This is a genomic window from Mesobacillus boroniphilus JCM 21738 (assembly GCF_000517385.1).
Taxonomy (GTDB): Bacteria; Bacillota; Bacilli; order Bacillales; family Cytobacillaceae; genus Mesobacillus; species Mesobacillus boroniphilus.
Map to the genome: position 1 here is coordinate 1 of NZ_BAUW01000041.1, position 26,987 is coordinate 26,987.

The 26,987-nt window shown below is 43.2% G+C and carries 17 protein-coding genes and 8 pseudogenes; 16 read left to right on the forward strand and 9 right to left on the reverse strand.

The annotated features are described in order from the left end of the window. Window positions 1-294: 294 nt before the first annotated feature. The 6 genes and pseudogenes from JCM21738_RS12345 to rlbA all read right to left on the reverse strand — a co-directional run bounded on the left by JCM21738_RS12345 (window position 295) and on the right by rlbA (window position 7,807). Complete coding sequence (locus JCM21738_RS12345) at window positions 295-1,380, reverse strand: HD-GYP domain-containing protein (RefSeq protein WP_023613360.1); 1,086 nt, start codon at window positions 1,378-1,380, stop codon at window positions 295-297. A gap of 93 nt (window positions 1,381-1,473) precedes the next feature. Further along, window positions 1,474-4,029, reverse strand: a pseudogene (gene gyrA / locus JCM21738_RS26735) (DNA gyrase subunit A). Between the two features lie 127 nt (window positions 4,030-4,156). Further along, entirely contained in the window at window positions 4,157-6,085 is a 1,929-nt protein-coding gene (gene gyrB / locus JCM21738_RS12355) for a DNA topoisomerase (ATP-hydrolyzing) subunit B (RefSeq protein ID WP_023613362.1), read from the reverse strand. A gap of 110 nt (window positions 6,086-6,195) precedes the next feature. After that, the gene (gene remB, locus JCM21738_RS12360) at window positions 6,196-6,444 is read right to left on the reverse strand and encodes an extracellular matrix regulator RemB (RefSeq protein WP_023613363.1); all 249 of its coding nucleotides are present in this window, start codon (window positions 6,442-6,444) and stop codon (window positions 6,196-6,198) included. 10 nt (window positions 6,445-6,454) lie between these two features. Further along, a pseudogene (recF, locus tag JCM21738_RS12365) lies at window positions 6,455-7,572 on the reverse strand (DNA replication/repair protein RecF). A 19-nt stretch (window positions 7,573-7,591) separates the two neighbouring features. Then, window positions 7,592-7,807 (reverse strand): ribosome maturation protein RlbA, encoded by a 216-nt coding sequence (gene rlbA, locus JCM21738_RS12370; RefSeq protein ID WP_023613365.1) that lies wholly within the window; start codon window positions 7,805-7,807, stop codon window positions 7,592-7,594. A gap of 146 nt (window positions 7,808-7,953) precedes the next feature. Here rlbA and JCM21738_RS12375 point away from each other — a divergent pair, with 146 nt between their 5' ends. Next, entirely contained in the window at window positions 7,954-8,202 is a 249-nt protein-coding gene (locus JCM21738_RS12375) for a hypothetical protein (RefSeq protein WP_148296114.1), read from the forward strand. A gap of 4 nt (window positions 8,203-8,206) precedes the next feature. Here the strand turns inward: JCM21738_RS12375 and dnaN are convergent, their stop codons facing one another. After that, window positions 8,207-9,343: a DNA polymerase III subunit beta gene (gene dnaN / locus JCM21738_RS12380; protein WP_023613367.1), complete on the reverse strand. Its 1,137-nt coding sequence runs from the start codon at window positions 9,341-9,343 to the stop codon at window positions 8,207-8,209. 181 nt (window positions 9,344-9,524) lie between these two features. Further along, window positions 9,525-10,869 (reverse strand): annotated as a pseudogene (dnaA, locus tag JCM21738_RS12385) (chromosomal replication initiator protein DnaA). 882 nt (window positions 10,870-11,751) lie between these two features. Here dnaA and rpmH point away from each other — a divergent pair. The 12 genes and pseudogenes from rpmH to JCM21738_RS12440 all read left to right on the forward strand — a co-directional run bounded on the left by rpmH (window position 11,752) and on the right by JCM21738_RS12440 (window position 22,692). Continuing rightward, window positions 11,752-11,886: a 50S ribosomal protein L34 gene (gene rpmH / locus JCM21738_RS23350; RefSeq protein ID WP_013059930.1), complete on the forward strand. Its 135-nt coding sequence runs from the start codon at window positions 11,752-11,754 to the stop codon at window positions 11,884-11,886. Continuing rightward, a complete protein-coding gene (locus tag JCM21738_RS24770) occupies window positions 11,828-12,070 on the forward strand; it encodes a hypothetical protein (RefSeq protein WP_023613369.1) in 243 nt (80 codons plus the stop codon). Before rpmH ends, JCM21738_RS24770 begins: the two co-directional genes overlap by 59 nt. Beyond that, window positions 12,071-12,433: a ribonuclease P protein component gene (rnpA, locus tag JCM21738_RS12395; protein WP_023613370.1), complete on the forward strand. Its 363-nt coding sequence runs from the start codon at window positions 12,071-12,073 to the stop codon at window positions 12,431-12,433. Between the two features lie 162 nt (window positions 12,434-12,595). Continuing rightward, window positions 12,596-13,369 (forward strand): YidC family membrane integrase SpoIIIJ, encoded by a 774-nt coding sequence (spoIIIJ, locus tag JCM21738_RS12400; RefSeq protein WP_023613371.1) that lies wholly within the window; start codon window positions 12,596-12,598, stop codon window positions 13,367-13,369. After that, complete coding sequence (gene jag / locus JCM21738_RS12405) at window positions 13,366-13,986, forward strand: RNA-binding cell elongation regulator Jag/EloR (protein ID WP_023613372.1); 621 nt, start codon at window positions 13,366-13,368, stop codon at window positions 13,984-13,986. The genes spoIIIJ and jag overlap by 4 nt, the downstream gene beginning before the upstream one ends. Before the next feature lie 549 nt (window positions 13,987-14,535). Next, window positions 14,536-15,921, forward strand: coding sequence for a tRNA uridine-5-carboxymethylaminomethyl(34) synthesis GTPase MnmE (mnmE, locus tag JCM21738_RS12410; RefSeq protein WP_023613373.1), 1,386 nt, complete (start codon window positions 14,536-14,538; stop codon window positions 15,919-15,921). A 126-nt stretch (window positions 15,922-16,047) separates the two neighbouring features. Continuing rightward, window positions 16,048-17,928: pseudogene (mnmG, locus tag JCM21738_RS12415) on the forward strand (tRNA uridine-5-carboxymethylaminomethyl(34) synthesis enzyme MnmG). Window positions 17,929-17,973: 45 nt separating this feature from the next. Continuing rightward, window positions 17,974-18,690 (forward strand): 16S rRNA (guanine(527)-N(7))-methyltransferase RsmG, encoded by a 717-nt coding sequence (gene rsmG / locus JCM21738_RS12420; protein WP_023613375.1) that lies wholly within the window; start codon window positions 17,974-17,976, stop codon window positions 18,688-18,690. Window positions 18,691-19,075: 385 nt separating this feature from the next. After that, window positions 19,076-19,969 carry a nucleoid occlusion protein gene (noc, locus tag JCM21738_RS12425; RefSeq protein ID WP_023613376.1) on the forward strand — a complete coding sequence of 298 codons (894 nt, stop codon included), beginning with the start codon at window positions 19,076-19,078 and terminating at the stop codon, window positions 19,967-19,969. A 344-nt stretch (window positions 19,970-20,313) separates the two neighbouring features. Further along, window positions 20,314-21,074 (forward strand): annotated as a pseudogene (locus JCM21738_RS12430) (ParA family protein). Continuing rightward, window positions 21,067-21,913, forward strand: a pseudogene (locus JCM21738_RS12435) (ParB/RepB/Spo0J family partition protein). Before JCM21738_RS12430 ends, JCM21738_RS12435 begins: the two co-directional pseudogenes overlap by 8 nt. 69 nt (window positions 21,914-21,982) lie before the next feature. Continuing rightward, window positions 21,983-22,692 (forward strand): annotated as a pseudogene (locus JCM21738_RS12440) (DUF554 domain-containing protein). A gap of 39 nt (window positions 22,693-22,731) precedes the next feature. On the opposite strand, the gene yyaC reads toward JCM21738_RS12440, so the two are convergent. After that, on the reverse strand, window positions 22,732-23,364 hold the full coding sequence (gene yyaC, locus JCM21738_RS12445; protein WP_023613380.1) for a spore protease YyaC: 633 nt from the start codon (window positions 23,362-23,364) through the stop codon (window positions 22,732-22,734). Between the two features lie 391 nt (window positions 23,365-23,755). Between yyaC and JCM21738_RS12450 the strand changes: the two genes are divergently transcribed. The 3 genes and pseudogenes from JCM21738_RS12450 to JCM21738_RS12460 all read left to right on the forward strand — a co-directional run bounded on the left by JCM21738_RS12450 (window position 23,756) and on the right by JCM21738_RS12460 (window position 26,959). After that, a complete protein-coding gene (locus JCM21738_RS12450) occupies window positions 23,756-24,664 on the forward strand; it encodes a mechanosensitive ion channel family protein (protein ID WP_023613381.1) in 909 nt (302 codons plus the stop codon). A 17-nt stretch (window positions 24,665-24,681) separates the two neighbouring features. After that, window positions 24,682-24,876: a DUF951 domain-containing protein gene (locus JCM21738_RS12455; RefSeq protein ID WP_023613382.1), complete on the forward strand. Its 195-nt coding sequence runs from the start codon at window positions 24,682-24,684 to the stop codon at window positions 24,874-24,876. Between the two features lie 84 nt (window positions 24,877-24,960). After that, window positions 24,961-26,959, forward strand: a pseudogene (locus JCM21738_RS12460) (molybdopterin-dependent oxidoreductase). The last annotated feature ends 28 nt before the right edge of the window (window positions 26,960-26,987 follow it).

Here is a 26,987-nt window from a genome sequence, read left to right on the forward strand (position 1 = left end):
AGCAAAGGTTTCTTGCATCGACGCCCAGAAGCGACTTTAATAATATAACATTTACTAACTGTATAAGTCAATAACTTTTTTAAAAACTCTTAATTAGATGTTGTTGTCTCGTTACTGACTTTGAAAATTATATCAGGCAAATTATTTTAATGCAATACTTTTTAATAACTTTCTATAAACTATCTAGTTTTTTAGCATCCCCTCTTCCTGGATCCAAAAAGACAATGCCTGTTCAGCCATTTTGCATGCAATACAAAACTTAAGAAGAAACAAAAGCCAGCATGAATAGCCGGCTTATTGGATGATTTCCTCGATATGCAAGTACCTGTTCTTTTCCAAAGGAAGAATCTGGTCTGTTTCTAGCAATTTAACCAACGGCCTTGCCGGATTCTTTTCTTCTACAAAAATGATTTCAGCTGCCTGTCCATCTGAAAGCCGGATTTTCGTGCCAACTGAATAATTCATTATTGCGGAACTCAATGCCTTCAGGACGGTAATGTCGAATTCTCCAAATAGCTCCTCATTAATAATCTCGATCACTTTAAATGGAGAGTGTTTTGGCTTATAAATTCTTTCCGATGTCATTGCATGGAAGGAATCAGCTACAGCAAGGATTTTTGCAAAAGGATGAATCCGGTTTGCCTTTTCACCAAATGGATAGCCGCTGCCATCCATTCTTTCATGGTGATGAAGAATCGCAATTTTTGTTGCCTCCTTCAACAATGAACTATTCTTTACCATTTGATAGCTGTAAGTAGGGTGCTTTTTGATTTCTTCAAATTCTTCTACTGTCAGAGTCGTGTTCTTATTTAGAAGTGTTGGACTGACTTTTGCCATGCCGCAGTCCGATAAACATCCAGCCAGTGCAATCTGGGTTATATCCCCTTTGCTGTAATTCAGCTTTTTGGCGATGAAGGCACTGATAATTCCTAAAGCCAATGGATGGTCGTATATGTATTCTGCTTTTGTTGAATAATGATGGAGATTGAATATATCTGACGAAGTCATTTCAGCCTGCTCAATCAATGGGACAATAATGGTCCTTAATTTAGCAATGTCGATCTGCATTCCTGATTGCCAGGAGATAAACTCTCTTTTAAAGTTCTGTCTCGCCTGTAAAAACAAGTCGATAAAAGTTTCTCCACCCTCATTAGGCTTCAATCCGGATTTCTTATCACTGCCTGTTGAAGGTGCAAGCAAAGGCATCCCATTCACTAACGTTTTTTCAACATCCACTTCTTTAACCAAAAAAACTTTCAGTATATCGATTAGATGCTCAGACAATACTGTTTTTTTGTTCATGATAGGTCTATTGGTTTTACTTAGTACATCATCAGTAAGGATACAGCCCTCTTTAAGATTGTCTACAAGTACGCGCAAGGCTTTCCACCCCGGAATTTTAATTTTCTTACAATTATTTTACTTTATTTTACCAAAAAAGAGGAACACATTTTTGTGTTCCTCTCAAAAAGTTTATTCTTCTCCCTCTTCAGCTGGTGTTTCAGTCACTTCTGCTTCTTCACTGCCAACTTCTTCAGGATCCAATGTTACTTCAGCATTTTCATTTTCATCTAGTTCGAGGTCTTCAGGTTTCTCTTCTTCCTTATCGACTTTAGCCACTGTCGCAACATATTCATTTTCCGCTTTATTAAGGTTGATTAATTTTACCCCTTGCGTATTACGTCCTGTCATTGAGATAGAGCTTACAGGGATCCGGATCAGGACACCGCCTGTTGTGATCAGCATGAGGTCTTCCTCACCAGTCACGACTTTCATCGTTACAAGGTCGCCGTTTTTATCAGTGATGTTACATGTCTTGATTCCTTTCCCGCCGCGTCCTTGCCTTCTGTATTCTTCAGATGGAGTTCGCTTGCCGTATCCGTTCTTCGTTACAACGAGGATTTCAGCACTTTCTTCAAGGACTTCCATGCCGACAACTTCATCGTCTCCAGACAAGCTGATACCCTTTACTCCGGTAGCAGTACGGCCCATAGAACGGACATCAGTTTCAGGGAAACGGATCAATAAGCCGTTCTTCGTACCGATAATCATTTCTTTGCTGCCGTCTGTCATTCGGACAGAGATCAATTCATCACCTTCACGCAGGTTCAGGGCAATCAAACCATTGTTGCGGATATTCGCAAATGATGAGAGTGGTGAACGTTTTGAAATTCCTTCTTTCGTTGTGAAGAACAGGAACCAGTCATCCACGAATTCTTCAACCGGAATGATGGCGTTGACCCATTCGCCCTTCTCGATTTCCAATAGGTTGATGATCGGGATTCCCTTCGCTGTCCTGCTGAATTCTGGGATTTCGTAACCCTTCGAACGATACACCTTACCCTTATTTGTAAAGAACAGGATGGTATCGTGCGTTGAAGTGGTGATCAGATGTTCTACAAAATCATCTTCATTCGTTCCCATACCCTGGATTCCGCGTCCTCCGCGACGCTGCGCTCTATATGTAGATACAGGCAGGCGCTTAACGTAGCCATTATGTGTAAGAGTAATAACGATATTTTCACGAGGAATCAAGTCTTCATCCTCGATCATTTCCAAACCGCCCGAAACGATTTCCGTACGGCGCTCATCGTTGAAGCGCTCTTTGATTTCAGTAAGCTCTTCACGGATGATTTCAAGCACCTTTTCATTATCAGCAAGGATTGCTTTTAATTCCGAGATCAGCTGCATAAGATTTTGGAATTCTTCTTCGATCTTTTCGCGCTCCAAGCCTGTAAGCCTTTGTAGACGCATATCAAGGATTGCCTGTGCTTGCTTTTCAGATAACTTGAACTGTGTCATCAATCCTTCTCTAGCGATATCCGTCGTGCGTGAGCTTCTGATCAGGCTGATGACCGCATCAAGGTTATCAAGCGCGATTCGCAGTCCTTCGAGAATATGGCACGTGCTTCAGCCTTCCTAAGTTCAAACTCTGTGCGGCGTCTAATGACGATACCTGATGGTCAAGATAGTACTCAAGGCATTGCTTAAGGTTCAGAACCTTCGGCTGTCCATCGACTAAAGCAAGAAGGTTGATGCCAAAGCTAGTCTGCAATGCAGTTTGTTTATAAAGGTTGTTTAAAAGGACATTGGCATTCGCATCCTTGCGAACTTCAATGACAATCCTCATACCCTTACGGTCAGATTCATCCCGGAGGTCTGTAATGCCGTCAAGTCTCTTGTCACGGACTAATTCAGCGATTTTCTCAATCAGCTTGGCTTTATTGACCTGGTAAGGAAGTTCCCTGACGATGATAACTTCCTTGCCGTTTGATTTCTGTTCGATCTCAACCTTCGCACGCAGGGTAATTGAACCGCGGCCAGTCTCATAAGCTTTACGGATGCCGCTGCGCCCTAATATCATTCCCGCTGTCGGGAAGTCAGGTCCTGTGATGATCTCCATCAATTCCATGATCGTCATGTCAGGATCCTTACTGATTGCCAATACGCCATCTATAACCTCGCCAAGCTGGTGGGGAGGGATATTGGTAGCCATTCCAACCGCGATACCGGAAGTACCGTTGACGAGCAGGTTCGGAAACCTTGAAGGCATGACAATCGGTTCTCTTTCAGAACCGTCATAGTTGTCCTGATAGTCAATTGTATCTTTATTGATGTCACGCAATAGTTCCATCGAAATTTTCGACATACGTGCTTCTGTGTAACGCATCGCTGCTGCCGCGTCGCCATCGACAGAACCGAAGTTCCATGTCCATCGACAAGCATGTAACGGTAGTTAAAATCCTGTGCCATACGGACCATTGTGTCGTATACAGCAGAGTCACCGTGCGGGTGATACTTACCGATTACTTCACCGACGATCCTCGCTGATTTTTTGTATGCCTTGTCTGAATGCATGCCAAGATCATGCATCGCGTACAGAATCCTTCTATGTACCGGCTTCAAGCCGTCACGGACATCTGGTAAAGCACGTGCCACGATAACACTCATGGCATAATCCAGGAAGGATGAACGCATTTCCTGGCTAATATTAATCTCTTTTACACGTGGATTTGGTGTTTCAGACATTTAAGAGAGACCTCCTTTAGGAACTCTGTTCAGCATGGCCATGTATGGGGGAAACGCTCTGCGCGGCCCCTGGCCATTTCAGAAAAAGCAGGATAGAGGCAGAACCTACTATCCTGAGCATATATTATTAAATATCCAGGTTCTTTACATAAAGTGCATTTTGCTCGATGAAATTTCGTCGAGGCTCTACCTTATCACCCATCAGGATTTCAAAAGTTTCATCCGACTCGATTGCATCTTCAAGGCTAACCTGAAGCAGTGTTCTTGTTTCAGGATTCATTGTTGTCTCCCATAACTGCTCAGGATTCATCTCACCGAGACCCTTATAGCGCTGGATGCCCGGCTTCGGCTGCTGTGGAAGCTCCGCGAGAATCTGTTCAAGCTGCTTGTCATTATAAGCATATTCGATTTTTTTGCCCTGCTGGATTTTGTATAAAGGCGGCTGGGCAATATAAATGTATCCTGCTTCAAGGATTTTTCTCATATATCGGTAGAAAAACGTCAATAACAGAGTTCGGATATGGGCACCGTCGACATCGGCATCGGTCATGATGACGATTTTTTGGTAACGAGCTTTTGAAAGATCAAAATCTTCGCCGATTCCTGTGCCGATCGCTGTAATGATCGCTCTTACCTCATTATTGGATAAAATTTTATCAAGACGTGATTTTTCAACGTTCAGGATTTTTCCGCGCAGTGGCAGGATTGCCTGGAAGTGCCGGTCACGGCCCTGCTTGGCTGATCCACCCGCAGAGTCACCCTCAACCACATATATTTCACTGATTGACGGGTCTTTTGAAGAGCAGTCAGCCAGTTTGCCTGGCAAGCCCGAAATTTCAAGCGCGCTCTTTCTTCTAGTCAGCTCACGTGCCTTTTTCGCCGCAAGTCTTGCTCTTGCTGCCATGAGTCCTTTGTCGACAATTTTTCTGGCAACATTAGGGTTCTCAAGCATGAATTTTTCAAAGTGGTCGGAAAAGAGTGTGTCAGTTACCGTACGGACCTCTGAGTTCCCGAGTTTTGTTTTCGTCTGTCCCTCGAACTGTGGATCAGGATGCTTGACTGAAACGATTGCCGTCAAACCTTCACGAACGTCTTCTCCGGAGAGATTTGAGTCACTTTCCTTGAAGATTCCATGTTTACGGGCATAATCATTGATTACACGCGTCAAAGCTGTTTTGAAGCCGAATTCGTGTGTACCGCCTTCATAAGTGTGGATATTGTTCGCGAATGAATAGATATTCCCTGTGAAGCCGTCGTTATATTGGATAGCGACCTCAATAGTAATCCCTTCTTTTTCACCCTCGATAAAGATCGGTTCTTCATGAAGGACTTCCCTGGTACGGTTTAAATGCTCAACATAAGATTTAATTCCGCCCTCGTAATAATACTCATTCTTCTTGCCTTCTCCGCGCTTATCCTCAATCGTGATCTTGATTCTCTTATTCAGGAAAGCAAGTTCACGCAGACGGTTTGCGAGTGTATCGTAATCATATTCCAATGTTTCTGTGAAAATTTCCGGGTCAGGCTTGAAGTGGACAGTCGTTCCCGTCCGGTCAGTCTCATCTATGACCTTCAGAGGGTCACCAACAGCGCCTCGTTCGAATTTTTGATAATGTACTTTGCCGTCACGATGAACAAATACTTCAAGATAAGTAGACAGGGCATTAACAACGGAAGCACCAACACCGTGCAGACCTCCGGAAACCTTATAGCCTCCGCCGCCGAATTTACCACCGGCGTGCAGTACTGTCATGATGACCTCAACCGCTGGCCTTCCCATCTTTTCGTGGATACCAACAGGGATTCCACGGCCATTATCATGAACTGTGATACTATTGTCCTCTTCGATGATGACATTAATCTCGTCACAGTAGCCGGCTAGTGCTTCATCTATACTATTATCAACGATTTCCCATACAAGATGGTGCAAGCCTTTTCCACTCGTTGATCCGATATACATCCCTGGACGTTTACGTACAGCTTCCAGGCCCTCAAGCACTTGTATCTGGTTTTCATCGTACGCTTGTCCTTGCGTGGATTGTTCCTCCATTGCCATATCGATCACCTACACTTTCATTTTCACTCAACTTTTTTATAAAATTTAGTTATTAGCTATTTCCGCATATATCGTTGTTTTTCGACAATTTTTGCGAATACGCCGATCTATTAAAATTCCTGTACGGATAATTTTTGGGAGCGTTTCTTTAATGTTCCTGATGCAAGTGGGGAATAATATATTTGATTTCCTGTTACCACGATTGACTTGACTGTTCCTTTGGCCAAATAAATAATCTGCTGGTCCTGGCGCGTTATGAACTCTTCCATGAACGGAGAAGAACTGGCGCTTTCGATATCTAATATAGCTATAATATCTTTTGTCCTTAAAAGGACTTCTTCACCAACATGCAAATACATGTAGTCCACCTCATTGGATTCTTGACATTTCGCCGGTCTTCACGTTATAAGTGGCTGCTTCCCTTAAAGTCTGATGGTCGATTCCATCCACACTTGTTGTGGTGACAAATGTTTGAACTTTGCCCTGGATGGTATTCAATAAATGGGATTGGCGATAGTCATCTAACTCAGACAGGACATCATCAAGCAGCAAGATTGGAAATTCCCCAATTTCTGAATTGATCAATTCGATTTCTGCCAACTTTACCGAAAGTGCCGTCGTCCTCTGCTGGCCCTGGGAACCAAATGTATGGACATCGCGGCCATTCACTAAAAATTGCAGGTCATCCCTGTGCGGCCCGAACATGGTGGTGCCGCGATCAATTTCCCTTGTCTTTATTTTAGCAAATTTTTCTTCGTACACTGCTATCATTTTCGACAAATCATGATCTTCTGATACGTCTGCGGAAGGTTTATACACGATTTTCAATTCCTCAAGCCCTCTGGATATGCCTTGATGGATCGGCAATGCCCATTGTTCAAGCAAATGAAGGAATTCAAAACGCTTCACAATGATCCTGCAGCTGCCTGGATAAACTGTTCCGTCAGGATATCGAGCATGGTATGGTCACTTGTTTTTTTGATTTGCAGCTGTTTCAAATAATGGTTACGCTGCTGGAGAATTTTGTTGTACTGTCCCATATCATGCAAATAAATCGCAGAAACCTGTCCTATTTCCATATCGATAAATCGTCTTCTTACTTGAGGGCTCCCTTTTACCAGGTTAAGGTCCTCAGGCGCAAACATGACGACATTCATATTGCCGATATACTGGCTAAGCTTCCGCTGTTCGAGATGATTGACTTTGGCCTTCTTGCCTTTTTTCGATATGACAAGCTGCATTGGCAATGATCCGTTGCTTTTTTTAATCCGTCCTTCTATTTTAGCATATTCCTCTTCCCAGCGAATCAAATCTTTATCATTGGAAGTACGGTGCGATTTTGCCATTGCCAATACATAGATGGACTCCATGACATTCGTTTTTCCCTGGGCATTCTCCCCGAGGATGACATTGACCTTATTTTCAAATGTCGCCTCTAATCCCTGATAATTCCGGTAATTCCGTAATTGCAGTTCCTCTATATACATGAACAGTTCATCCTCTGGATTATTGCGTTATGCTGAACTCGCCAAAACCAGGAATCGATACCTGGTCTCCGGAACGAAGCTTCCTTCCTCTTCGCTGATCTTGTTCACCATTGATAAAAACATCATGTTCACTTAAAAACCACTTTGCCATTCCGCCTGATTGAATTACATCGGCAAGTTTCAGGAATTGGCCAAGCGTGATATATTCCGTATCAATTTTTATTTCCTCATTCACATTTCTCACCCTTTTCTTCCAAAAGGACTTAATGCTTTATTTTACTAAATTTTTTCCATAGAAACAAATTTTCTTATTAAAAGAAAAGCGTAAACGCCTTGGTCAGCCCCGACAAGCGCTGGAGGGCCGACCAGTGAAGTCGTTTTTTGACTTCATTGGTCGGACCGAAATCGAAAAGTATAGCCGACTGCCAAGAAACGCAGAAACTGGAGACTCCGCCGTCAGAAGCGCTTTTTGCTTCTGACGGCGGAGTTGAAGTTTCGGAGTTTCTAGGAGGCGACACTAGACAAGCGACTCGAGGGGCTAGGCGCTGGAGCTGGACAATTCTCGAAGTAAATTTATCACTTTCTTCTCTTATAGAAAAAAAACCACCAGCAAAAAACTGGTGGCGTTAAGGAATTAGTAAGTCCTTACCGGCAGGATTAGCTGCAGGATGGAGTCGTCGTGTAGCGGACGGATGACGAATGGTCTCATTGCGCCTGTGAAGCTGATTTGGATTTCTGTTCCTTCCAATGCTTTCAGGGCATCCATCATGTACTTCGCGCTGAATGAAATTTTCAGGTCTTCCCCATCGATTGATTGGCTTTGGATTTCTTCTACAACAGTACCGATTTCCGGTGTGTTTGACGAAACCTCGATTGCGCCGCCTTCGATTGTGGAAAACTTAACGACATTATTTCTTCCCTCTCTGGCTAGCAGGGATGCACGATCGATCGCCTGAAGGAATTCCTTCGTGTTTACGACTACATCTGTTTTACTCTCAGTCGGAATCAATCTTCCTGTGTCAGGGTAATTTCCTTCGAGCAGCCTTGAGAAGAATAGTAAATGTTTCGCTTTAAACAATACCTGGTTTTCTGTAATGACGATATCCACTGATTCTGAGCTGTCATCAAGGATTTTGCTCAATTCTGTCAAACTTTTACCCGGAATGACCACATTATAGCTGCCAGTGTTTTCTGCCTCGAGTTTCGCTTTTCTCAATGCAAGCCTGTGGCTATCTGTTGCAATACAGATCAATTCATTGTTTTCGACCTTCCAGTTTACACCTGTCAAGATTGGGCGTGTTTCTGAGGTGGACACTGAAAAGACAGTCTGGCGGATCAGGCCTTTCAATAAGTCTGTAGGAATTTTGAATACATGCTCTTCCGAAATTTGCGGAAGATGTGGATATTCCTCAGCATCAAGGCCATTTAGGTTAAATTCTGATTTCCCAGAACGGATAACGGTCTGCAGATTGTGATGGACTTCGATTTCTACTGTATCTGTAGGAAGCTTTTTAACGATTTCACTAAAGAAACGCGCCTGCAAAACAATGGATCCTGGCTGTTTGATTTCAACGATCTCATCTCCATCTTCTTCTCTGGGGATGAAAGATTCGATCGAAATATCAGAATCGCTGCCTGTAAGAGTTACTCCCTCTTCGTTAGCACCAATCTTAATACCAGTCAAAATTGGAATTGTTGTTCTGCTTGTCACTGCCTTCATTACGTCTTGGACGCTTTGAAGCAATGAATCACGCTGGATAATAAATCTCATTTTTCAGCCTCCGTTTAGGAATAATTTTTTCTTTAATGCATATATTAATATGTTTTAAAAAATAGTAGAAGTACTAGTAGGGCCTGTGGATTTGTGGATAAGTCGGTTTGTTCAAAGGAAACACAGCCTATCCACATGTGGATAGGCTGTGCGTAACCAACGGAGAGTTATTCACATTTTCCTAAACCCTTAATTGTTCATTTATATCTTTCAACTGTTTTTGCAGGTTCATATCTACTGAAATCATTTTAGATATTTTTTCATGGGCATGGATGACTGTTGTATGGTCACGGCCCCCGAATTCTTCGCCGATCTTGGGCAGAGAGAAATCTGTCAGCTCTCTTGATAAGTACATGGCGATTTGCCTAGGATATGCTACAGATTTCGTCCTTTTCTTCGCTTTAAAGTCCTCCAGCTTCACATTGAAATGCTGTCCGACAACCCTTTGGATGTCGAGAATCGTGATAACTTTCGGCTTTGAGCTAGGGATAATATCCTTGAGGGCTTCAGCTGTCAGGTCCGCATTGATATCCTTATTGATAAGTGAAGAATAAGCGACGACACGAATCAAAGCTCCCTCAAGTTCACGGATGTTGGAGTCGATTTGGTTTGCGATATAAAGCATAGCCTCATTGGGAATATCCAGGCCTTCTGCTTTAGCTTTTTTACGAAGGATCGCAATCCGAGTTTCAAGGTCTGGCGGAGTGATATCCGTAATCAAACCCCATTCGAAGCGAGATCTCAGCCTGTCTTCAAGTGTTGGAATTTCTTTAGGCGGACGGTCACTTGAGATGACAATCTGCTTGCTTTCCTCATGCAATGTATTGAATGTATGGAAAAATTCTTCCTGAGTCTGTTCTTTTCCCGCCAGGAACTGAATATCATCAATGAGCAGGACATCGACATTTCGGTATTTATTGCGGAAATCCCCCGCTTTGTTGTCCCTGATAGAGTTGATGAATTCATTCGTGAACTTTTCAGAAGACAAATAAACCACCTTGGCATTCGGATTATGATCCTGGACGTAGTGGCCGATTGCGTGCATCAAGTGGGTTTTGCCAAGTCCTACGCCCCCATAAATGAATAAAGGGTTATAGGCTTTTGCCGGCGCTTCAGCTACTGCAAGCGACGCCGCGTGGGCGAAACGGTTGCCTGAACCAATGACAAAAGTATCGAATGTATACTTGGGATTCAGCATGCTGACAGGCAGATCCGGAATATCATCTTCTTTTTACTCTTCTTGGCGGCAATGGAATGTCGAGATCTTCTTCGTTCTGATTCTGGGGAATAATGAATTTTACAGAAAGCTCTTCACCAGTGATTTCATACAATATACCGCTGATTAACTGGGAATAACGTTCTTCCAGCCAGTCACGGGCAAACTCATTCGGGGCTATAATCGTAAGGACATCACCCTGCAAGGAATGTGCCTTTGTTGATTTAAGCCATGTATCGAAACTTGGCTTGCTGATCTTTTTCTCGACTTTAGCGAGAGCGCTGTTCCATAGATCTGCAATGTTCTCCAACAAGTATCCCTCCTTTTTTCCTCGTTTTTACGCTTTTTACTCTATATCTGGCTGCATTTGCACTCACAATTTCACACAAATCTTCTGGCCTTTCAGGATAATAGTCTGCTCGAAAAGCATAAAATCAAAGGTTATACATACTGTACAACCCCTGAATTAATAAATATACAAAACTATTAATGTGGAAAAATATATAATAAGGAAGAAAGGAAGCTTTTCGACAATATCCACTTTCTGTGGACAAAGTTTTACACCAGGCCTGAATAACCTATCCACAGCTTATCCACAATTTGTGGATAAGTGTATTTTTGTTATTGAATTATTAAGAGTGAAAACACAAATATAATATCAGATAATCCAGCATGGCGCAACGCCTTTTAATACATTATCCACAATACACTATCACTGTGGAGATTAATTGTCCACAGGGACTGGAATTGTGCAAAAGTTGTCAGGAAGCCTTGTGGATAATAAAAAACATGTCGATTTTTGTCCACAGGGCGTTTGAAGACACAAAATAACAAATAAAAATATATCAATTAACATTTCTATTGAAGGCGGAAAATATTCTTTACAAATTTTTAGAGGATGATTTCTTAGTGAACTTTTCTTTATGAAACTTTTAATTAGATCGACTTCTGGATATTGCAAAATCTTATGGATCAAGTAGTTCCGAGAGGGTTCCGAAATGCTGGAAAATAGTTCGGATCCAGGTTAGAGACATCAAACATCTAAAGAAATAGAAGAAATCCAAGGAGAACTGAATTTTAAAATCTGGTAATGCCGTGGCTTTCCGAATAGGCACTTGACATTTTATACTTACCATCTTTATAATTACAAAGACTGTCTGTAACAGCTATTCCTCAGGGAGGTGTAACATATATGAAACGCACTTATCAACCAAATAAGCGTAAACACAGCAAAGTTCACGGATTCCGTGCCCGCATGAGCAGTGCAAATGGCCGTAAGGTTCTTGCTCGCCGTCGTCGCAAAGGAAGAAAAGTATTATCAGCTTAGGCCACTGAAATGTCAGTGGTCTTTTTTCTCTTTGGGCAATACTATTTTGGGAGCTCTGTTTGCTGGCAAAGTGGCTTTAGGGGATTTATTTTTGGCAATAATGAAAAGAATAAATTCCTTTGCCCGCCTTTTTAAAGAACCCCAAAGAAAAATTCAGATCCATAGAGAAGTGAAGGTGCTATAGATGAAAAAAGATTTCAGAGTGAAAAAAGATAAAGAATTCCAAGAGGCTTTTAAAAAAGGAAAATCAGTTGCGAACCGGCAATTTGTTGTCTATATTTTAAAAAAACCTGAGCAGGAAAATTTCCGGATCGGGCTTTCGGTCAGCAAAAAAATTGGTAATGCCGTCATGCGCAACCAGATTAAAAGATATATCCGGCAGTCATTCCATGAACTGCAGGACCGGGTTCATAACGGTAACGATTACATAGTCATTGCTCGAAAACCGACTGCTGAAATGGACATGCATGAAGTGAAGAAAAGCCTGGAGCATGTCTTGAAGGTCGGTAAGGTTTTGAAGAGGCCAAAACGTGGAGATAATGATTGAGGTAAAAATATTTGCCGAATTGCTTTTTTTAAAAGCGCTTCCCTATAAAAGATGATAAAATACTTTTGATTGCATTGTGCTGACAAGGCCTAATGTACATAAATTTTGGGACAAACTTTTGAAAATAAATGAACGTACCGGGAAGTTAGGAGGAAATGAAGCTTGAAAAAAAGAATATTATTGATAATGGGCTTGCTTTTAGTGATGACCGTGCTGACAGGCTGTATGGAGTATGACCAGCCAATCACTGAGGAAAGCAAGGGATTCTGGAATGAATATATCGTTTATCCATTGTCCTTGTTAATCGTTAAAATGGCTGAATGGCTTTGGGGCAGTTTCGGATTATCTATTATTGCTGTAACTTTGCTGATTCGCCTGGTAATTCTGCCGCTTATGATTAAGCAAACGAGAAGTTCGAAAGCGATGCAGGCATTGCAGCCGGAAATGGCAAAGTTAAAAGAAAAATACAGCTCTAAAGACCAAAAAACCCAGCAGAAGCTCCAGCAAGAAACAATGGCACTTTTTCAGAAGCATGGTGTCAATCCGCTTGCAGGATGTTTCCCGCTGATCGTTCAGATGCCGATCTTGATTGGTTTCTACCACGCGATTTCAAGAACAAGAGAGATTGCCGAGCATAACTTCTTGTGGTTCGACCTTGGTTCTCCGGATCCATATTATATCCTGCCACTGGTTGCAGGTGCTACGACCTTCATCCAGCAAAAAATGATGATGGCTGGCCAGGAAGCAAATCCGCAAATGGCAATGATGCTGTGGCTTATGCCAATCATGATCATTGTGTTCGCGATCAACTTCCCAGCAGCACTTTCATTGTACTGGGTAGTCGGTAACTTATTCATGATTGTTCAAACTTACTTTATTAAAGGGCCGGATCTTAAAGCAACTGCTGCCGGCAATGCGGGAGGAGCAAAAAAGTGAAACAGGTAACTGCTACAGGACAAAATGTCGACGAAGCAGTAGAATCCGCTTTAGCTCAATTAAAGACAACCAAAGACCGCACAGAAATTGATGTAATTGATGAAGGCAAAAAGGGGATTTTCGGACTTTTCGGCACACGGCCGGCTGTCGTCAAGGTGACAGTGAAAATCGATGCTGTTGAAGAAGCCGTTAATTATTTGAAGTCGGTTGGCTTGCAAATGGGAGCTCCCATTGAAGTTGATGTGAAAAAAGAAGGAAAAACAGTACTCTTTACGATGTCAGGCGAGAAAATCGCTTTGCTGATCGGAAAAAGAGGGCAAACGCTGAATTCTTTGCAATTTTTGACCCAGCTCGTGATGAACCGTTATTCTGAGCAGTATTCTACTGTCTTGCTTGATGCTGAGGACTATCGCCAGCGCAGGAATGATACACTCGTGCAATTGGCCGAACGCCTTGCGCAAAAAGCAGTCAGAACCGGGCAGACCGTCGCGCTTGAACCTATGCCTTCGTATGAACGCAAAGTGATTCATACTGCATTAATGAAAAATAAGAGAATCAAAACCTATTCTGATGGAACAGAACCACATAGACATATTGTGATCGCGCCGTCGAAATAATAGAAAAACCCCGGATTTAGTGAAATCCGGGGTTTTTGTGCACTTTTATTACTTGTTTAAAAGATTTAGCTCATTTTGGAGTGTCGAACTTCGAAATGAGCTTCATAATTGGCTGAGTTATAGTATTCTGCGGCTCACAGCAAGGTTATTTTGTTGGATAAAAAATTTTATTGGCGGTTTTCACAATTTTATTGGCGAAATTAAAGATTTATTGGCGAAAAATGAATTATATTGGCGATAATTCGTTTTTATTGGCGATTTGGAAAATAACGAACTTTTTTTTCCAGTTCAGGATCTTGTATTAAATCCTCATTTCAGTTTTCCACAACCTGAACAAAATTCATTTATTTCCTCATTTGGTTTTATTGTTATTCACATGTGGATAAGTTAAAATTAAATAAGTTTACTTTATGAGTTGTGGATAAATTCAGAGTTGCGAGGATTCCTTTCTTTTTTTCACTAAAGTGATGTGGTATTCTAGTAATTTGTAGAAAACAAACTTTAATCTTTTGATATAAATAATTTTTACGGAAAAAGCGGGGTGAGCAAATGGAATTTGATACGATTGCGGCGATTTCTACGCCGATGGGTGAGGGCGCGATTGCGATTGTCCGTTTAAGCGGGGATCAAGCTTTCGAAATAGCAGATCGTCTGTTCAAAGGGGTAGGCAGCAAGAAGCTTAGTGAAGTGGCTTCGCATACAATCCATTACGGCCATCTGATTGATCCGAAAACTGGACAAGTTGCCGAAGAGGTAATGGTCTCTGTTATGAGAGGGCCGAAAACATTCACGAAAGAGGATGTAGTCGAAATCAACTGCCATGGGGGTCTTGTTTCTGTAAACCGTGTGCTCCAGCTTGTTCTTAATCAGGGAGCGAGACTGGCGGAGCCGGGGGAATTTACAAAACGGGCTTTTTTAAATGGACGGATCGACCTTTCCCAGGCGGAGGCAGTCATCGACTTGATCAGAGCGAAAACGGACCGTGCGATGAACCTGGCGCTTGGCCAGATGGAGGGGCGCCTATCAAAGCTGATTCAGAAGCTGCGCCAGGAAATCCTCGAAATTCTTGCGCATGTGGAAGTGAACATTGATTATCCGGAGTATGATGATGTAGAGGAAATGACGCATAACATGCTTTTGGAAAAGGCGAACTATGTAAAAGGTGAGCTGGAAAAGCTTCTGCAAACCTCGCAGCAGGGAAAAATCCTTCGTGAAGGACTGTCAACGGTTATTGTTGGCCGCCCGAATGTCGGGAAATCTTCATTGCTGAACAGCCTTGTGCATGAAAACAAAGCGATTGTTACTGATATTCCGGGAACAACTCGCGATGTCATCGAGGAATATGTAAATGTTCGCGGAGTTCCTTTAAGACTGCTCGATACAGCGGGAATCCGTGAAACTGAAGATATTGTCGAACGAATCGGAGTCGAACGCTCTCGCCAGGTTTTGAAGGAAGCGGATTTAATCTTGCTCGTTCTGAACTATTCGGATGAGCTTTCGGAAGAGGATCGGAACATTTTCAGAGCGGTGGAAGGCATGGATGTCATTGTTATCGTTAATAAAATGGACCTTCCACAAAAAATAGATTCGGATGAAGTGAAGGAACTTGCGAAAGGGTATTCGCTCGTAACGACCTCCTTGCTTGAGGACAAGGGAGTGGATAAGCTGGAAGAAGCGATTTCAAGCCTGTTTTTCTCAGGTGCGATTGAATCAGGCGATCTGACTTATGTTTCGAACAGCCGTCATATCGCACTCCTTAACCAGGCTGTCCATTCGATTGAAGAAGCAATCAGCGGTGTCGAAATGGGAACTCCAATCGATATCGTCCAAATCGATTTGACTCGTTCCTGGGAGCTGCTTGGCGAAATCATCGGTGAAAGTGTGCATGAAAGCTTGATTGACCAGTTATTTTCGCAATTCTGTTTAGGGAAATAAAAATATAGAAATTATTTTCAAAAAACTTTCTATAATGCTACGGTAAATAGCAATGTAGCGCTTTTGGACTATAAAGATACTTTTTATTCATAGAGCTTGATTGCAGCAAAAAAAGGAGGCAGCAGGATGGGTTATGAAGCTGGAAATTTTGATGTGGTTGTAGTGGGTGCCGGCCATGCGGGCGTTGAGGCGGCACTTGCGCCGGCACGCATGGGTGCAAAAACCGCGATGATTACCATCAATCTTGATATGATTGCGTTCATGCCGTGCAACCCGTCAATCGGCGGACCTGCAAAGGGAATTGTTGTACGGGAAATTGACGCTTTGGGCGGTGAAATGGGCCGCAATATTGATAAAACATACATCCAGATGAGGATGCTGAATACAGGAAAGGGTCCTGCAGTGCGTGCGTTGAGGGCCCAGGCCGATAAATTCGATTATCAGAATGAAATGAAGAAGACGCTGGAAAACGAAAAGAACCTTACATTGGTACAGGGCATGGTTGAGCGCCTGATCGTTGAGGACGGCGAATGTAAAGGGGTCATTACCCAGACAGGAGCCATTTATCGTGCGAAAGCAGTTGTGATCACGACTGGTACGTATATGCGCGGGGAAATCATCCTTGGTGAATTGAAATACTCAAGCGGTCCGAACAACCAGCAGCCTTCAATCAAACTTTCAGAACATCTTGAAGAACTGGGTTTTGACCTGGTCCGTTTTAAAACTGGGACACCGCCGCGGGTACACAGCGACTCGATTGATTATTCTAAAACAGAAATCCAGCCTGGTGACGATGTCCACCGTACATTTTCTTATGAAACGACCAAATATATCACAGACCAGCTTCCTTGCTGGCTGACGTATACGAATGAGCGCACACACCAGCTGATTGATGAAAATCTGCACCGCTCACCTATGTATTCCGGAATGATCAAGGGTACTGGCCCGCGCTATTGCCCATCGATAGAGGATAAGGTTGTTCGATTCAATGACAAGCCGCGCCACCAGATCTTCCTGGAGCCAGAAGGAAGGAATACTCAGGAGGTTTATGTGCAGGGATTGTCAACGAGCTTGCCGGAAGAAGTCCAGCATAAAATCCTTCAGACAATACCTGGCCTCGAAAAGGTTCAAATGATGCGTGCCGGTTATGCGATTGAGTATGATGCAGTCGTTCCGACGCAGCTTTGGCCTACTTTGGAAACGAAACTAGTTAAGAACCTTTATACTGCAGGCCAAATTAATGGTACTTCAGGCTATGAAGAGGCTGCAGGCCAGGGAATCATGGCGGGAATCAATGCTGGCAGAAGCTCTGGATAAAGAAGAAGTCATCCTGAGCCGCGCCGATGCTATATCGGAGTATTGATTGATGATCTCGTAACAAAAGGAACGAATGAACCATACCGTCTATTGACATCAAGAGCGGAATACCGCCTGCTTCTGCGTCATGACAATGCGGATCTTCGTTTGACCGAAAAAGGTTATGAAATCGGCTTGATTACCGAAGAGCGCTACCATAAGTTTTTAGCGAAAAAAGAAGCAATCGAAGGTGAGAAACAACGCCTGCAATCGATCATCATCAAACCGTCAGCGGAAGTTCAGGAATTGATTCGCTCGCTTGGCGGAAGTGAATTGAAGGATGGCATCCGTGCTTCAGATTTTTTGAAGCGTCCTGAGGTTTCTTATCAGCATATCAAGCAACTCGTTCCTGCAGCTGGTGAACTTGATTTCGAAACAGAGGAACAGACAGAAATTCACATCAAATATGAGGGATATATTGAGAAATCACTTCAGCAGGTTGAAAGGCTGAAAAAGATGGAAGACAAGAAAATCCCGGAAAATATTGATTACGATGCAATTTCTGGACTGGCGACAGAGGCTCGTCAAAAATTGAAAGAAGTACGTCCATTGACATTAGCGCAAGCATCGAGAATCTCAGGTGTGAACCCTGCGGATATCTCCATCCTGCTCGTTTATTTGGAACAAGGGCGTATTGCACGGATCAAGTAGTAATTTTGCAATGAATTCACCAGCAAGGACAGAAAGGGTTGGCTTATGAATACAGATCAATTTAAAGCTTTGCTCGCTGAAAAGGGGATTGAGCTTTCCCAGATGCAAATGGAGCAATATGAAACGTATTATAAAATGCTCGTCGAGTGGAATCAAAAAATGAATTTGACTGCGATCACAGAAAAACCTGAGGTGTACTTGAAGCACTTCTATGACTCCGTTTCTGCCGCATTTTATTTTGATTTTAATAAGCCGCTCAATTTGTGCGACGTTGGTGCCGGTGCCGGCTTCCCGAGCATCCCGATTAAAATTGCATTCCCTGAAATCAATGTTACAATTGTTGATTCCTTGAATAAGCGAATCACGTTTTTGGAGCAGCTTTCAAAAGAATTGGGACTGGAAGGAACGACATTAATCCACGATCGTGCGGAGACATTCGGACAGAACCCAAACCATCGTGAAAAATATGAAGTGGTAATGGCCAGGGCTGTTGCCAGAATGTCAGTATTAAGCGAACTTTGTCTTCCCATAGTGAAGGTTGGCGGAACTTTTATCGCGATGAAGGGCAACCAGGCAGGCGAGGAACTTCAGGTTGGTGAAAAAGCGATCAGTGTTCTTGGCGGCAAGCTGGAATCCGCCCATTCATTCACATTGCCGGTGGAAGAGAGTGACCGAAATATTCTAATCATCAACAAACTAAAGCCAACACCAAAGAAGTACCCAAGAAAGCCGGGAACTCCGAATAAAATGCCGATTGAATAGAGGCATCTATCATTTGCGGAACCTCCAGTAAAAGATCTGAGAGTGCACGAATGAATTCAATTAAGGGGAACCGGCCATGTACGCTTGCGCTTTTTGCCTAATCTAGCTTCAGCGCATAGCCAGTTTCCATCCTAGAATTTGCTTCTTCGAGTATCTTGCGAGAAGCGTCAGCTTTGAGCAGCTCGGGTCATAAGCCGCCCTGCTGTGGTGGCTGGAAAACTGCCTCCTCGCAGGTTGTCTTATGCCTGTCGGGGCTGACCGATGCGCTTATGCTTTTTGGTCTATTTTGAATAATGAATTTAGTTTATAATAGAGTCTATAGGCAGGAACTTGTCATTTTTATAGAGAATATGTAATAGGGAGTTCATAAAGGTGGTGTAGGGTGATGAAGCCTTCTTTTTCGCGCTTTTTTGGCCTTGGGGAAAAGGAAAAAGAACGGAACCAGGCGGAAGAACAGGACCAAATGGAAGAACAGACGGTTGAGGAAATTGACAACATAGAAAACGAAGAAATAAAGAAAATTCCGATTGACCATATTATTCCAAATAGATACCAGCCAAGAACTGTTTTTGATGATGAAAAAATTGAAGAATTGGCCCGTACCATTCACATACATGGAGTAATCCAGCCAATCGTCGTCCGGGAATTCGATCAAGATAAGTTTGAAATCATTGCAGGTGAACGCCGCTGGCGAGCGATGAAAAAGCTTGAGTGGGCAGAGGTTCCTGCAATTGTGAAAAATTTATCTGATTCCGAAACGGCATCGGTTGCTTTGATTGAGAACCTCCAGCGTGAGGAGCTTTCACCGATAGAAGAAGCAATGGCTTATGGTAAATTGCTGGAAATTCATAACCTGACCCAGGAAGCCCTGGCGCAAAGACTGGGAAAAGGTCAATCAACCGTTGCGAATAAGCTGCGATTGCTGAAGCTTCCACAGGAAGTGCAAGATGCGCTTTTGAATAAGCAAATCACAGAGCGGCATGCCCGTTCGTTAATCCCGTTGAAAAATCCTCAGCTGCAGGTGCAGGTTTTGGCAGAGGTTGTAGAGAAATCCCTCAATGTCAAACAAACGGAAGAACGCGTCGTCAAGCTTCTGAGTCAAAATGAAGAAAAACCAAAGCCAAAACGGAAGGCATTCAGCAAGGACATGAGGATTGCGGTCAATACAATCCGCCAGTCGCTGACAATGGTTTCCGAAAGCGGCATCAATCTCGATTCGGAAGAAGAAGAGTTTGAAGAGTTCTATCAATTCACGATTCGCATACCTAAGAAGAAATAATAGAATGTAAGTGGGGGACAGGCTGTCTCTCACTTTTTTGTTGGCAAAATCCAACTGAATCAATCGCCTGGTACTGATGTTTTTTGTATAATAGATCTGCCATATTACCGGATTATTACTTTTGCATAAAAATTCTATCAACTATCTTGATTCATGATAAAATAGAATACATGATTGCTTTTTTCAGCATCCCATATTCTGTATGGCTGGCGGGGAAAGCCTAAATCTCAATATAAAATTTTTCTGTTACGACTTTGATAGTGGCCAGCTCCAGCGGTTGTCGGGGCTGGACAAGACGCTTGCGCTTTTCTAATTATTTTACGTGTTTGAAAGAAGGTGACAATGTGGGAAAAATCATCGCGATTGCGAATCAAAAGGGCGGAGTCGGCAAGACGACTACATCAGTGAACCTCGGTGCGTGCCTGGCATACATAGGAAAAAAAGTGCTGCTTGTCGATACGGATCCTCAAGGAAACGCAACGAGTGGTGTGGGAATTGAAAAAGCGGATGTTGAGCAATGCATATATGATGTTCTTGTTGACGATGTTGAAGCCAAAAGTGTAATTCATCCAACAGCGGTAGAGAATTTATATACAATTCCTGCGACCATCCAGCTTGCTGGAGCGGAAATCGAGCTTGTGCCCACAATCTCAAGGGAAGTTCGTTTGAAGCGGGCTCTCGGGGAAGTGAAGGATCGTTTTGATTATATTATCATAGACTGTCCGCCGTCCCTTGGTTTATTGACACTGAATGCCTTGACGGCTTCAGATGCTGTCATCATCCCTGTCCAATGCGAGTACTATGCACTTGAAGGCTAAGTCAGCTCCTGAATACTGTCCGACTTGTACAGAAGCATTTGAACCAGGACTTGAAAATTGAAGGAGTTCTGCTGACAATGCTTGATGCTCGTACAAATCTTGGTCTTCAAGTCATCGAAGAAGTGAAGAAGTATTTCCAGGACAAGGTTTACAAGACTGTCATTCCAAGGAATGTCCGGCTGAGTGAAGCTCCAAGCCATGGAGAGCCAATTATCATTTATGATCCAAAGTCTCGAGGGGCAGAGGTTTATTTAGATCTTGCAAAGGAAGTGGTTGCAAATGGCTAAAGGCTTAGGTAAAGGATTGAATGCTTTCTTTAACATGGAAGCTGAAAAAGAAGAAAAGGTCCAGGAAATAAGCATCAAAGAAATAAGGCCAAATCCTTATCAGCCACGAAAAGTTTTCCAGCCAGAAGCGATTGAGGAATTGAAACTATCGATCCAGGAACATGGAATCCTTCAGCCAATTATCGTCAGGAAATCGATTAAAGGCTTTGAAATCGTAGTTGGGGAAAGGCGATTCCGGGCAGCAAAAGAAGCAAAGCTGGAAACAGTGCCGGCAGTCGTCCGTGAGTTGAATGAGCAGCAAATGATGGAGCTTGCCGTACTGGAAAACCTTCAGCGTGAAGATCTGAATCCGATTGAAGAGGGAATCGCCTATCAAACTTTGATTGAGAAGCTGAAGCTTACGCAGGAAGAGTTAGCGAAAAGACTGGGCAAAAGCAGACCGCATTTGGCCAACCATATCCGCTTGCTGTCGCTGCCTCCTAAAATCCAGCAACTCATTTCAGATGGCAAGATTTCCATGGGTCATGGGCGCGCTCTTTTAGGATTAAGGAAGAAAGACAAGCTGCCGATTCTAGTGGATAAAATCCTTAAAGAGGGAATGAATGTCCGCCAGCTTGAACAGCTGATCCAGCAAATGAATGAAGTTGTTCCACGTGAAACAAAAAAAGATAAAGAAACAAAAGATGTTTTCATTCGAGAGCGTGAAACTACGCTTCGTGAACGTTGGCACCATTGTTAACATCAAACAATCCAAAAATAAAGGGAAAATTGAAATAGAGTTTTTCTCGAAAGATGATTTAGAACGAATTCTGGAACTATTAGAACAGCAAAACTCCTAAGCTATCAAATTGATGGCTTCTTTTTTTACATACTCGTATTCATACAAAATCTGAAGATAGGTGAACAATATGTTTTTACTTGGCACCATTGTCAATGGGCTATTAATTATCATAGGAACCTTGCTTGGCAGGCTTCTGACGAAAATTCCTGAAAATATGAAAACTACAGTCATGCATGGCATCGGGCTTGCGGTCATGGTTTTGGGCCTGCAGATGGGCTTTAAGAGCGCTAACTTCCTGATTGTGATCTTAAGTCTTGTGATTGGAGCAGTCCTTGGGGAAGCTGGAAGCTGGAGGATAAGCTGAATTCAGTTGGAGACTGGCTCGAAAGAAAGCTTGGTTCAAAAGGGGAAGGCAGTATTTCACAAGGGTTTGTGACGGCGACGCTGATTTTTGTCATTGGCGCCATGGCCATTATCGGCGCTCTTGACAGCGGGATTCGCGGAGATCATGACGTCCTCTATACAAAAGCAATCATTGACGGCTTCACGGCATTAATCCTAACTACAACACTAGGTATTGGTGTTCTCTTTTCCGCCATTCCTGTCATGCTGTACCAGGGAATGATCGCTTTGTTTGCGACACAAATAGATAACTTTATACCGCAGGCATTGATGGACAGCTTCATCCTTGAGCTGACTGCGACCGGGGGTGTCATGATTTTTGCCATCGGCTTGAATCTGATTGGATTAACGAAAATCAGGGTTGCGAACCTGCTGCCAGGTATTCTTGTAACCGGTGTGCTTGTCACGATCTCACATTATATGATTGGGATTTAAAATGAAAAATGCCTGGATAGCCTCCAGGCATTTTATAAATCATTCAGCAACTGTTGGCTGTTCGGTTTCAAGGTCCCAATTGATCTTAGGCCAATCCTGTTTCTTCGGCAGTTGCTGACTGCTCTCCAAAATACCGTTTGCGATTGTTTTTGCCATTTTTAAAACGAGGTTCAATCTTGTATTTTGCAATACAAAGAATTCCATGAATCCGCTGACATTGACGATGCCGGTAATGTGCATGTTTCCGACTTCAGGCAGTTCCTTATTCACTCCGGCGCCTGGCTTGACGGGCCCATTGCCTACCTGGATGGAGCCTACGCTTTTTAAGCGGCCAAGGCAAGCGTCTATGCCGACTATAAAAGGATTGAAGTGTTTTTGTTTGATTTCAGCCAGTTTTGCATCCATATTTACAGCATGGATTGGATCATCGAGTGTCCCATATACATGGTATGGCGCGATTTCTTTTTCCTGCAGCAGCGTTCCGATTAGCGGACCCAATGAATCACCGGTAGAGCGGTCAGTTCCAATACAGACAAAAACAATTGGGCGTGTACTGAAATTAGGCAAATGGTCCAGTATTTCAGAAGCCAACTTTTCGGCAGCCAGCTCATCTTCATGGTTAATTTTAGCCACATTGTTTTTCCGCTCAAAAAAATGGTTTTTGAGATTCATTGGACCAACTCCTTAAAAATTCGTACTATCAGTATACGGACTTTTTTTGTAATCTATACATACCTGTAAACAGAAAGAATTAAACAGGGTCTTTTGGAGCAGTGAATCTTTTATTGAGGAATAAAGACTTATTTTTAAAAAACTCTTTATAATGGTTTGGACTCTATCGGAAAATAATAAGATTATATTAGGATAATATAATTAAAACATGCTTTGAGTTGTAAATATTTCGTTATGGCATCAACTTGCAGAAACAGCCTTCTTTAACTACATTATAAAACTTGATAAAATGATTGTGTTTGTATGAAACTTACTAGTTTGTTACATAACGTTTATAAAGTGACTCTGTTATAGCTTAAAGTAAGCAAGAATTTTGCAGGCAGGTGAAAATATGAGCAAAACAGAAGAAAGTCTGACTAAGACACAAGCGGTTTTTAATAAATTCAGCCAAAAGTTAATGGATGAGGGCCTCTGGTTTGCGATTGGGGAAAGTGTTTTGAAAATTATCGCGATCCTGATTATCACAGGCTTGTTCATCCGAATCGGAAAGATTGCGATACGCAATTTCTTCAAGATCAGGACGAGAGGGCCGCTGCGCATTACGGAACGGCGTGAAGCGACATTGATGAAATTGCTTGAAAATATGCTAACATATGTTGTCTATTTTATTGCGATTATGTCCATTCTTGCTGCGATGGCAATCGATGTTAAGGCAATGCTTGCTGGTGCGGGGATCGTCGGTTTGGCAGTCGGCTTTGGGGCCCAAAGTCTGGTGAAAGACATCATTACCGGTTTCTTCATTATTTTTGAAGACCAGTTCTCGGTTGGCGATTATGTAAGAATTGGACAATTTGAAGGAACTGTGGAGGAAATCGGACTGCGGACGACGAAGATTAAAAGCTTTACAGGAGAAATCAATATCCTTCCTAATGGCAGCATCGTTGAAGTCACCAACTTCTCGATTTATAACAGTGTATCGGTTCTGGATATCGGAATTGCTTACGAAGGAGATATAGAATACGCTGAAAAAGTTCTGCAGGAATACCTGGAAACAACACCTGAAAAGTATCCAGAGCTTGTTAAGACACCAGAGCTCTTAGGCGTCCAGCAATTTGGGGCTTCAGAGGTGGTTATGCGAATCGTTGCTGAAACCTTGCCAATGAAGCACTGGTATATCGGAAGACAGCTTCGCAAGGACATTAAGCTTCTCCTCGACCAGCACGGAATCGAAATCCCATTCCCAAGAATGGTCATGTACTCCCGCCAGGAAGGTGGAGAACAGAAGGATTTCGGTAAATAAACAAGGAGGTTTTACTATTGGATCACGAGTTTCAACTGAATGATGTTGTTGAAATGAAAAAACCACATCCTTGCGGTACCAACAAGTGGAAGATCATCCGTCTTGGCATGGATATCCGAATCAAGTGTGAAGGCTGCGAACACAGTGTCTTGATTCCCAGAAAAGAGTTCACAAGAAAAGTAAAGAAAGTTTTATCGAAGCAGGGAGAATAATCCTGCTTCTTTTATTATCATTATTGTATTATCCTTAATATTAAAAATATGAACGATATAGAGAATAAGTGGGGAGATGAGGAAGTGGCACCAATACATCATTCAGCATGTCCGCTGAATTGCTGGGACAGCTGCGGATTCCTTGTTACCGTCGAGGATGGGAAGGTAACAAAGGTCGAAGGCAATCCGGAGCATCCGATCACACAGGGGAAAATTTGCGGCCGCGGCAGGATGCTTGAGAACAGGGCGAATTCAGAAGATCGCTTGCTTTATCCGCTGAAAAAAGTTGAAGGCAGTTTCCAGCAGATTTCATGGAAGCAGGCGTTGGATGAGATTGCGGAAAAACTGTCCTATTATAAAGAAAGCTTTGGAACCACTACCGTTTTGCATAGCCATGATTACGCCAACAGTGGTTTGCTCTCCCATCTCGACAGCCGCTTTTTCAACTTATACGGCGGTGTGACAGAACTGACCGGTTCAATTTGCTGGGGAGCCGGGATTGAGGCACAGAAATGGGATTTTGGCGATGCTACAGCCATTCACCAGGGGATTTGGCGAACAGTAAGCATGTCGTCATTTGGGGCAGGAATATTGCACGTACGAATATGCATCTTTTTCAAAACCTGCAGTCTGTGAAAAAGAAAGGCACAAGAGTTTATGTGATCGATCCTATTTTTAATGCAACAGCTAAGCTGGCGAATGAATACATTTCCATCAAGCCAGGCTTTGACGGACTTTTGGCAGCTGGGATAATGAAGGAACTGCTAAGGATGGAGTTGCATGATGATGAGTTTTTGGCAACTCGTACAGTTGGTTTCCAGGATTTAAAGGCACTGCTGGATAGCGTAACATTGGACTACATCAGCGAAGTGACCGAGGTGCCTGTTGAGACCATCACTCATCTTGCAAAGGTATATGGTGACCGGCCAGTCTCGACCATTATGGGACTTGGTATGCAGCGCTATGAAAATGGCGGGAATACAATCAGGCTGCTGGATGCTCTGGTCGCTGTCAGCGGCAATATCGGCATTCCAGGCGGCGGCGCCAACTATGCGAACAAGCAGGTAGGGCAAAGTTTTGACTACCAGAATATGACCATGCCCGAACGGAAAAAGTCCACCCGTACATTCACAATGATGAAACAGGCAGAGGAGATTTTGGCGGCGGTTGACCCTGTCATCAAGATGGGAGTCGTCACTTGCGGCAATCCGCTGACCCAAGTTCCGGATACGAACAAAGTGCGAGAGGCGTTTGAATCGCTGGAAACACTGGTGGTTATCGACCAGTTCATGACGGATACAGCAGAGCTAGCGGATTATGTGTTACCGGCAGCAACTGCTTTTGAGGTAGAAGATGTTTACTATTCATCGATGTACCATCATTATGTGAATCACGGTCCGAAGCTGGTAGAGCCCCCCGGAGAAGCGAAGCCGGACGCATGGATCTGGGCAGAACTGGCTAATAGATTAGGCTTTGGTGAGGAATTCGATTTTACAAGAGAAGAATTCTTGGAAATGGGGATGGCTTCTTTGTTGAAGAAGGGCATCCCGCTCGAAAAAATTCGTGATGCTAAATTTGCTGAATTGCCAGTGGATGAGGTTCCCTGGCAGATCGGAAATTCAAGACGCCAAGCGGCAAGTATGAATTCACTTCAAGTTCAGTCACTGACGGCCGTATCAAGCTGTCGCTGCCAACTGAAACAAAATGGACCAATCCTGAGCTTGCGGAAAAATATCCATATACATTGCTGACGATCCATCCGCTGCGTTCCAACCATTCGCAGCATTTCCACCTGTTCCAGCCAGAACCTTATGTGAAAGTGGAGATTTCTAATAGCGTGGCTGCTGAAAAGGGGCTGAAAGACCAGGACTATGTCCGGGTTTGGAATGATAGAGGCGAAATCCATGGAACAGTTTCGATCCTCAAGGCTGCCCACCCGGGAACTGTGAATATTGATGAAGGCTTGAGTGCCCGATTAGGCGGCTCCGTTAACCAGCTCACCTCAAGCAGGGAATCAGACAACGGACTCGGAAGCACGCTTTATGATTGTCTGGTCAATATTGAGAAAGTTGAAAAAGAATAATCAACGTTTTGCCGCACTTTCATTGAGA

Bases quoted from the DNA above. Each gene is read 5' to 3' on its own strand.
- dnaN (WP_023613367.1), bottom strand. From the start codon at position 9,343: ATGAGATTTATTATCCAGCGTGATTCATTGCTTCAAAGCGTCCAAGAC.
- rpmH (WP_013059930.1), top strand. From the start codon at position 11,752: ATGAAACGCACTTATCAACCAAATAAGCGTAAACACAGCAAAGTTCAC.
- rnpA (WP_023613370.1), top strand. From the start codon at position 12,071: ATGAAAAAAGATTTCAGAGTGAAAAAAGATAAAGAATTCCAAGAGGCT.
- rsmG (WP_023613375.1), top strand. From the start codon at position 17,974: ATGAATACAGATCAATTTAAAGCTTTGCTCGCTGAAAAGGGGATTGAG.
- noc (WP_023613376.1), top strand. From the start codon at position 19,076: ATGAAGCCTTCTTTTTCGCGCTTTTTTGGCCTTGGGGAAAAGGAAAAA.
- gyrB (WP_023613362.1), bottom strand. From the start codon at position 6,085: ATGGCAATGGAGGAACAATCCACGCAAGGACAAGCGTACGATGAAAAC.
- mnmE (WP_023613373.1), top strand. From the start codon at position 14,536: ATGGAATTTGATACGATTGCGGCGATTTCTACGCCGATGGGTGAGGGC.
- JCM21738_RS12450 (WP_023613381.1), top strand. From the start codon at position 23,756: ATGAGCAAAACAGAAGAAAGTCTGACTAAGACACAAGCGGTTTTTAAT.
- yyaC (WP_023613380.1), bottom strand. From the start codon at position 23,364: ATGAATCTCAAAAACCATTTTTTTGAGCGGAAAAACAATGTGGCTAAA.
- remB (WP_023613363.1), bottom strand. From the start codon at position 6,444: ATGTATTTGCATGTTGGTGAAGAAGTCCTTTTAAGGACAAAAGATATT.
- JCM21738_RS24770 (WP_023613369.1), top strand. From the start codon at position 11,828: ATGGCCGTAAGGTTCTTGCTCGCCGTCGTCGCAAAGGAAGAAAAGTAT.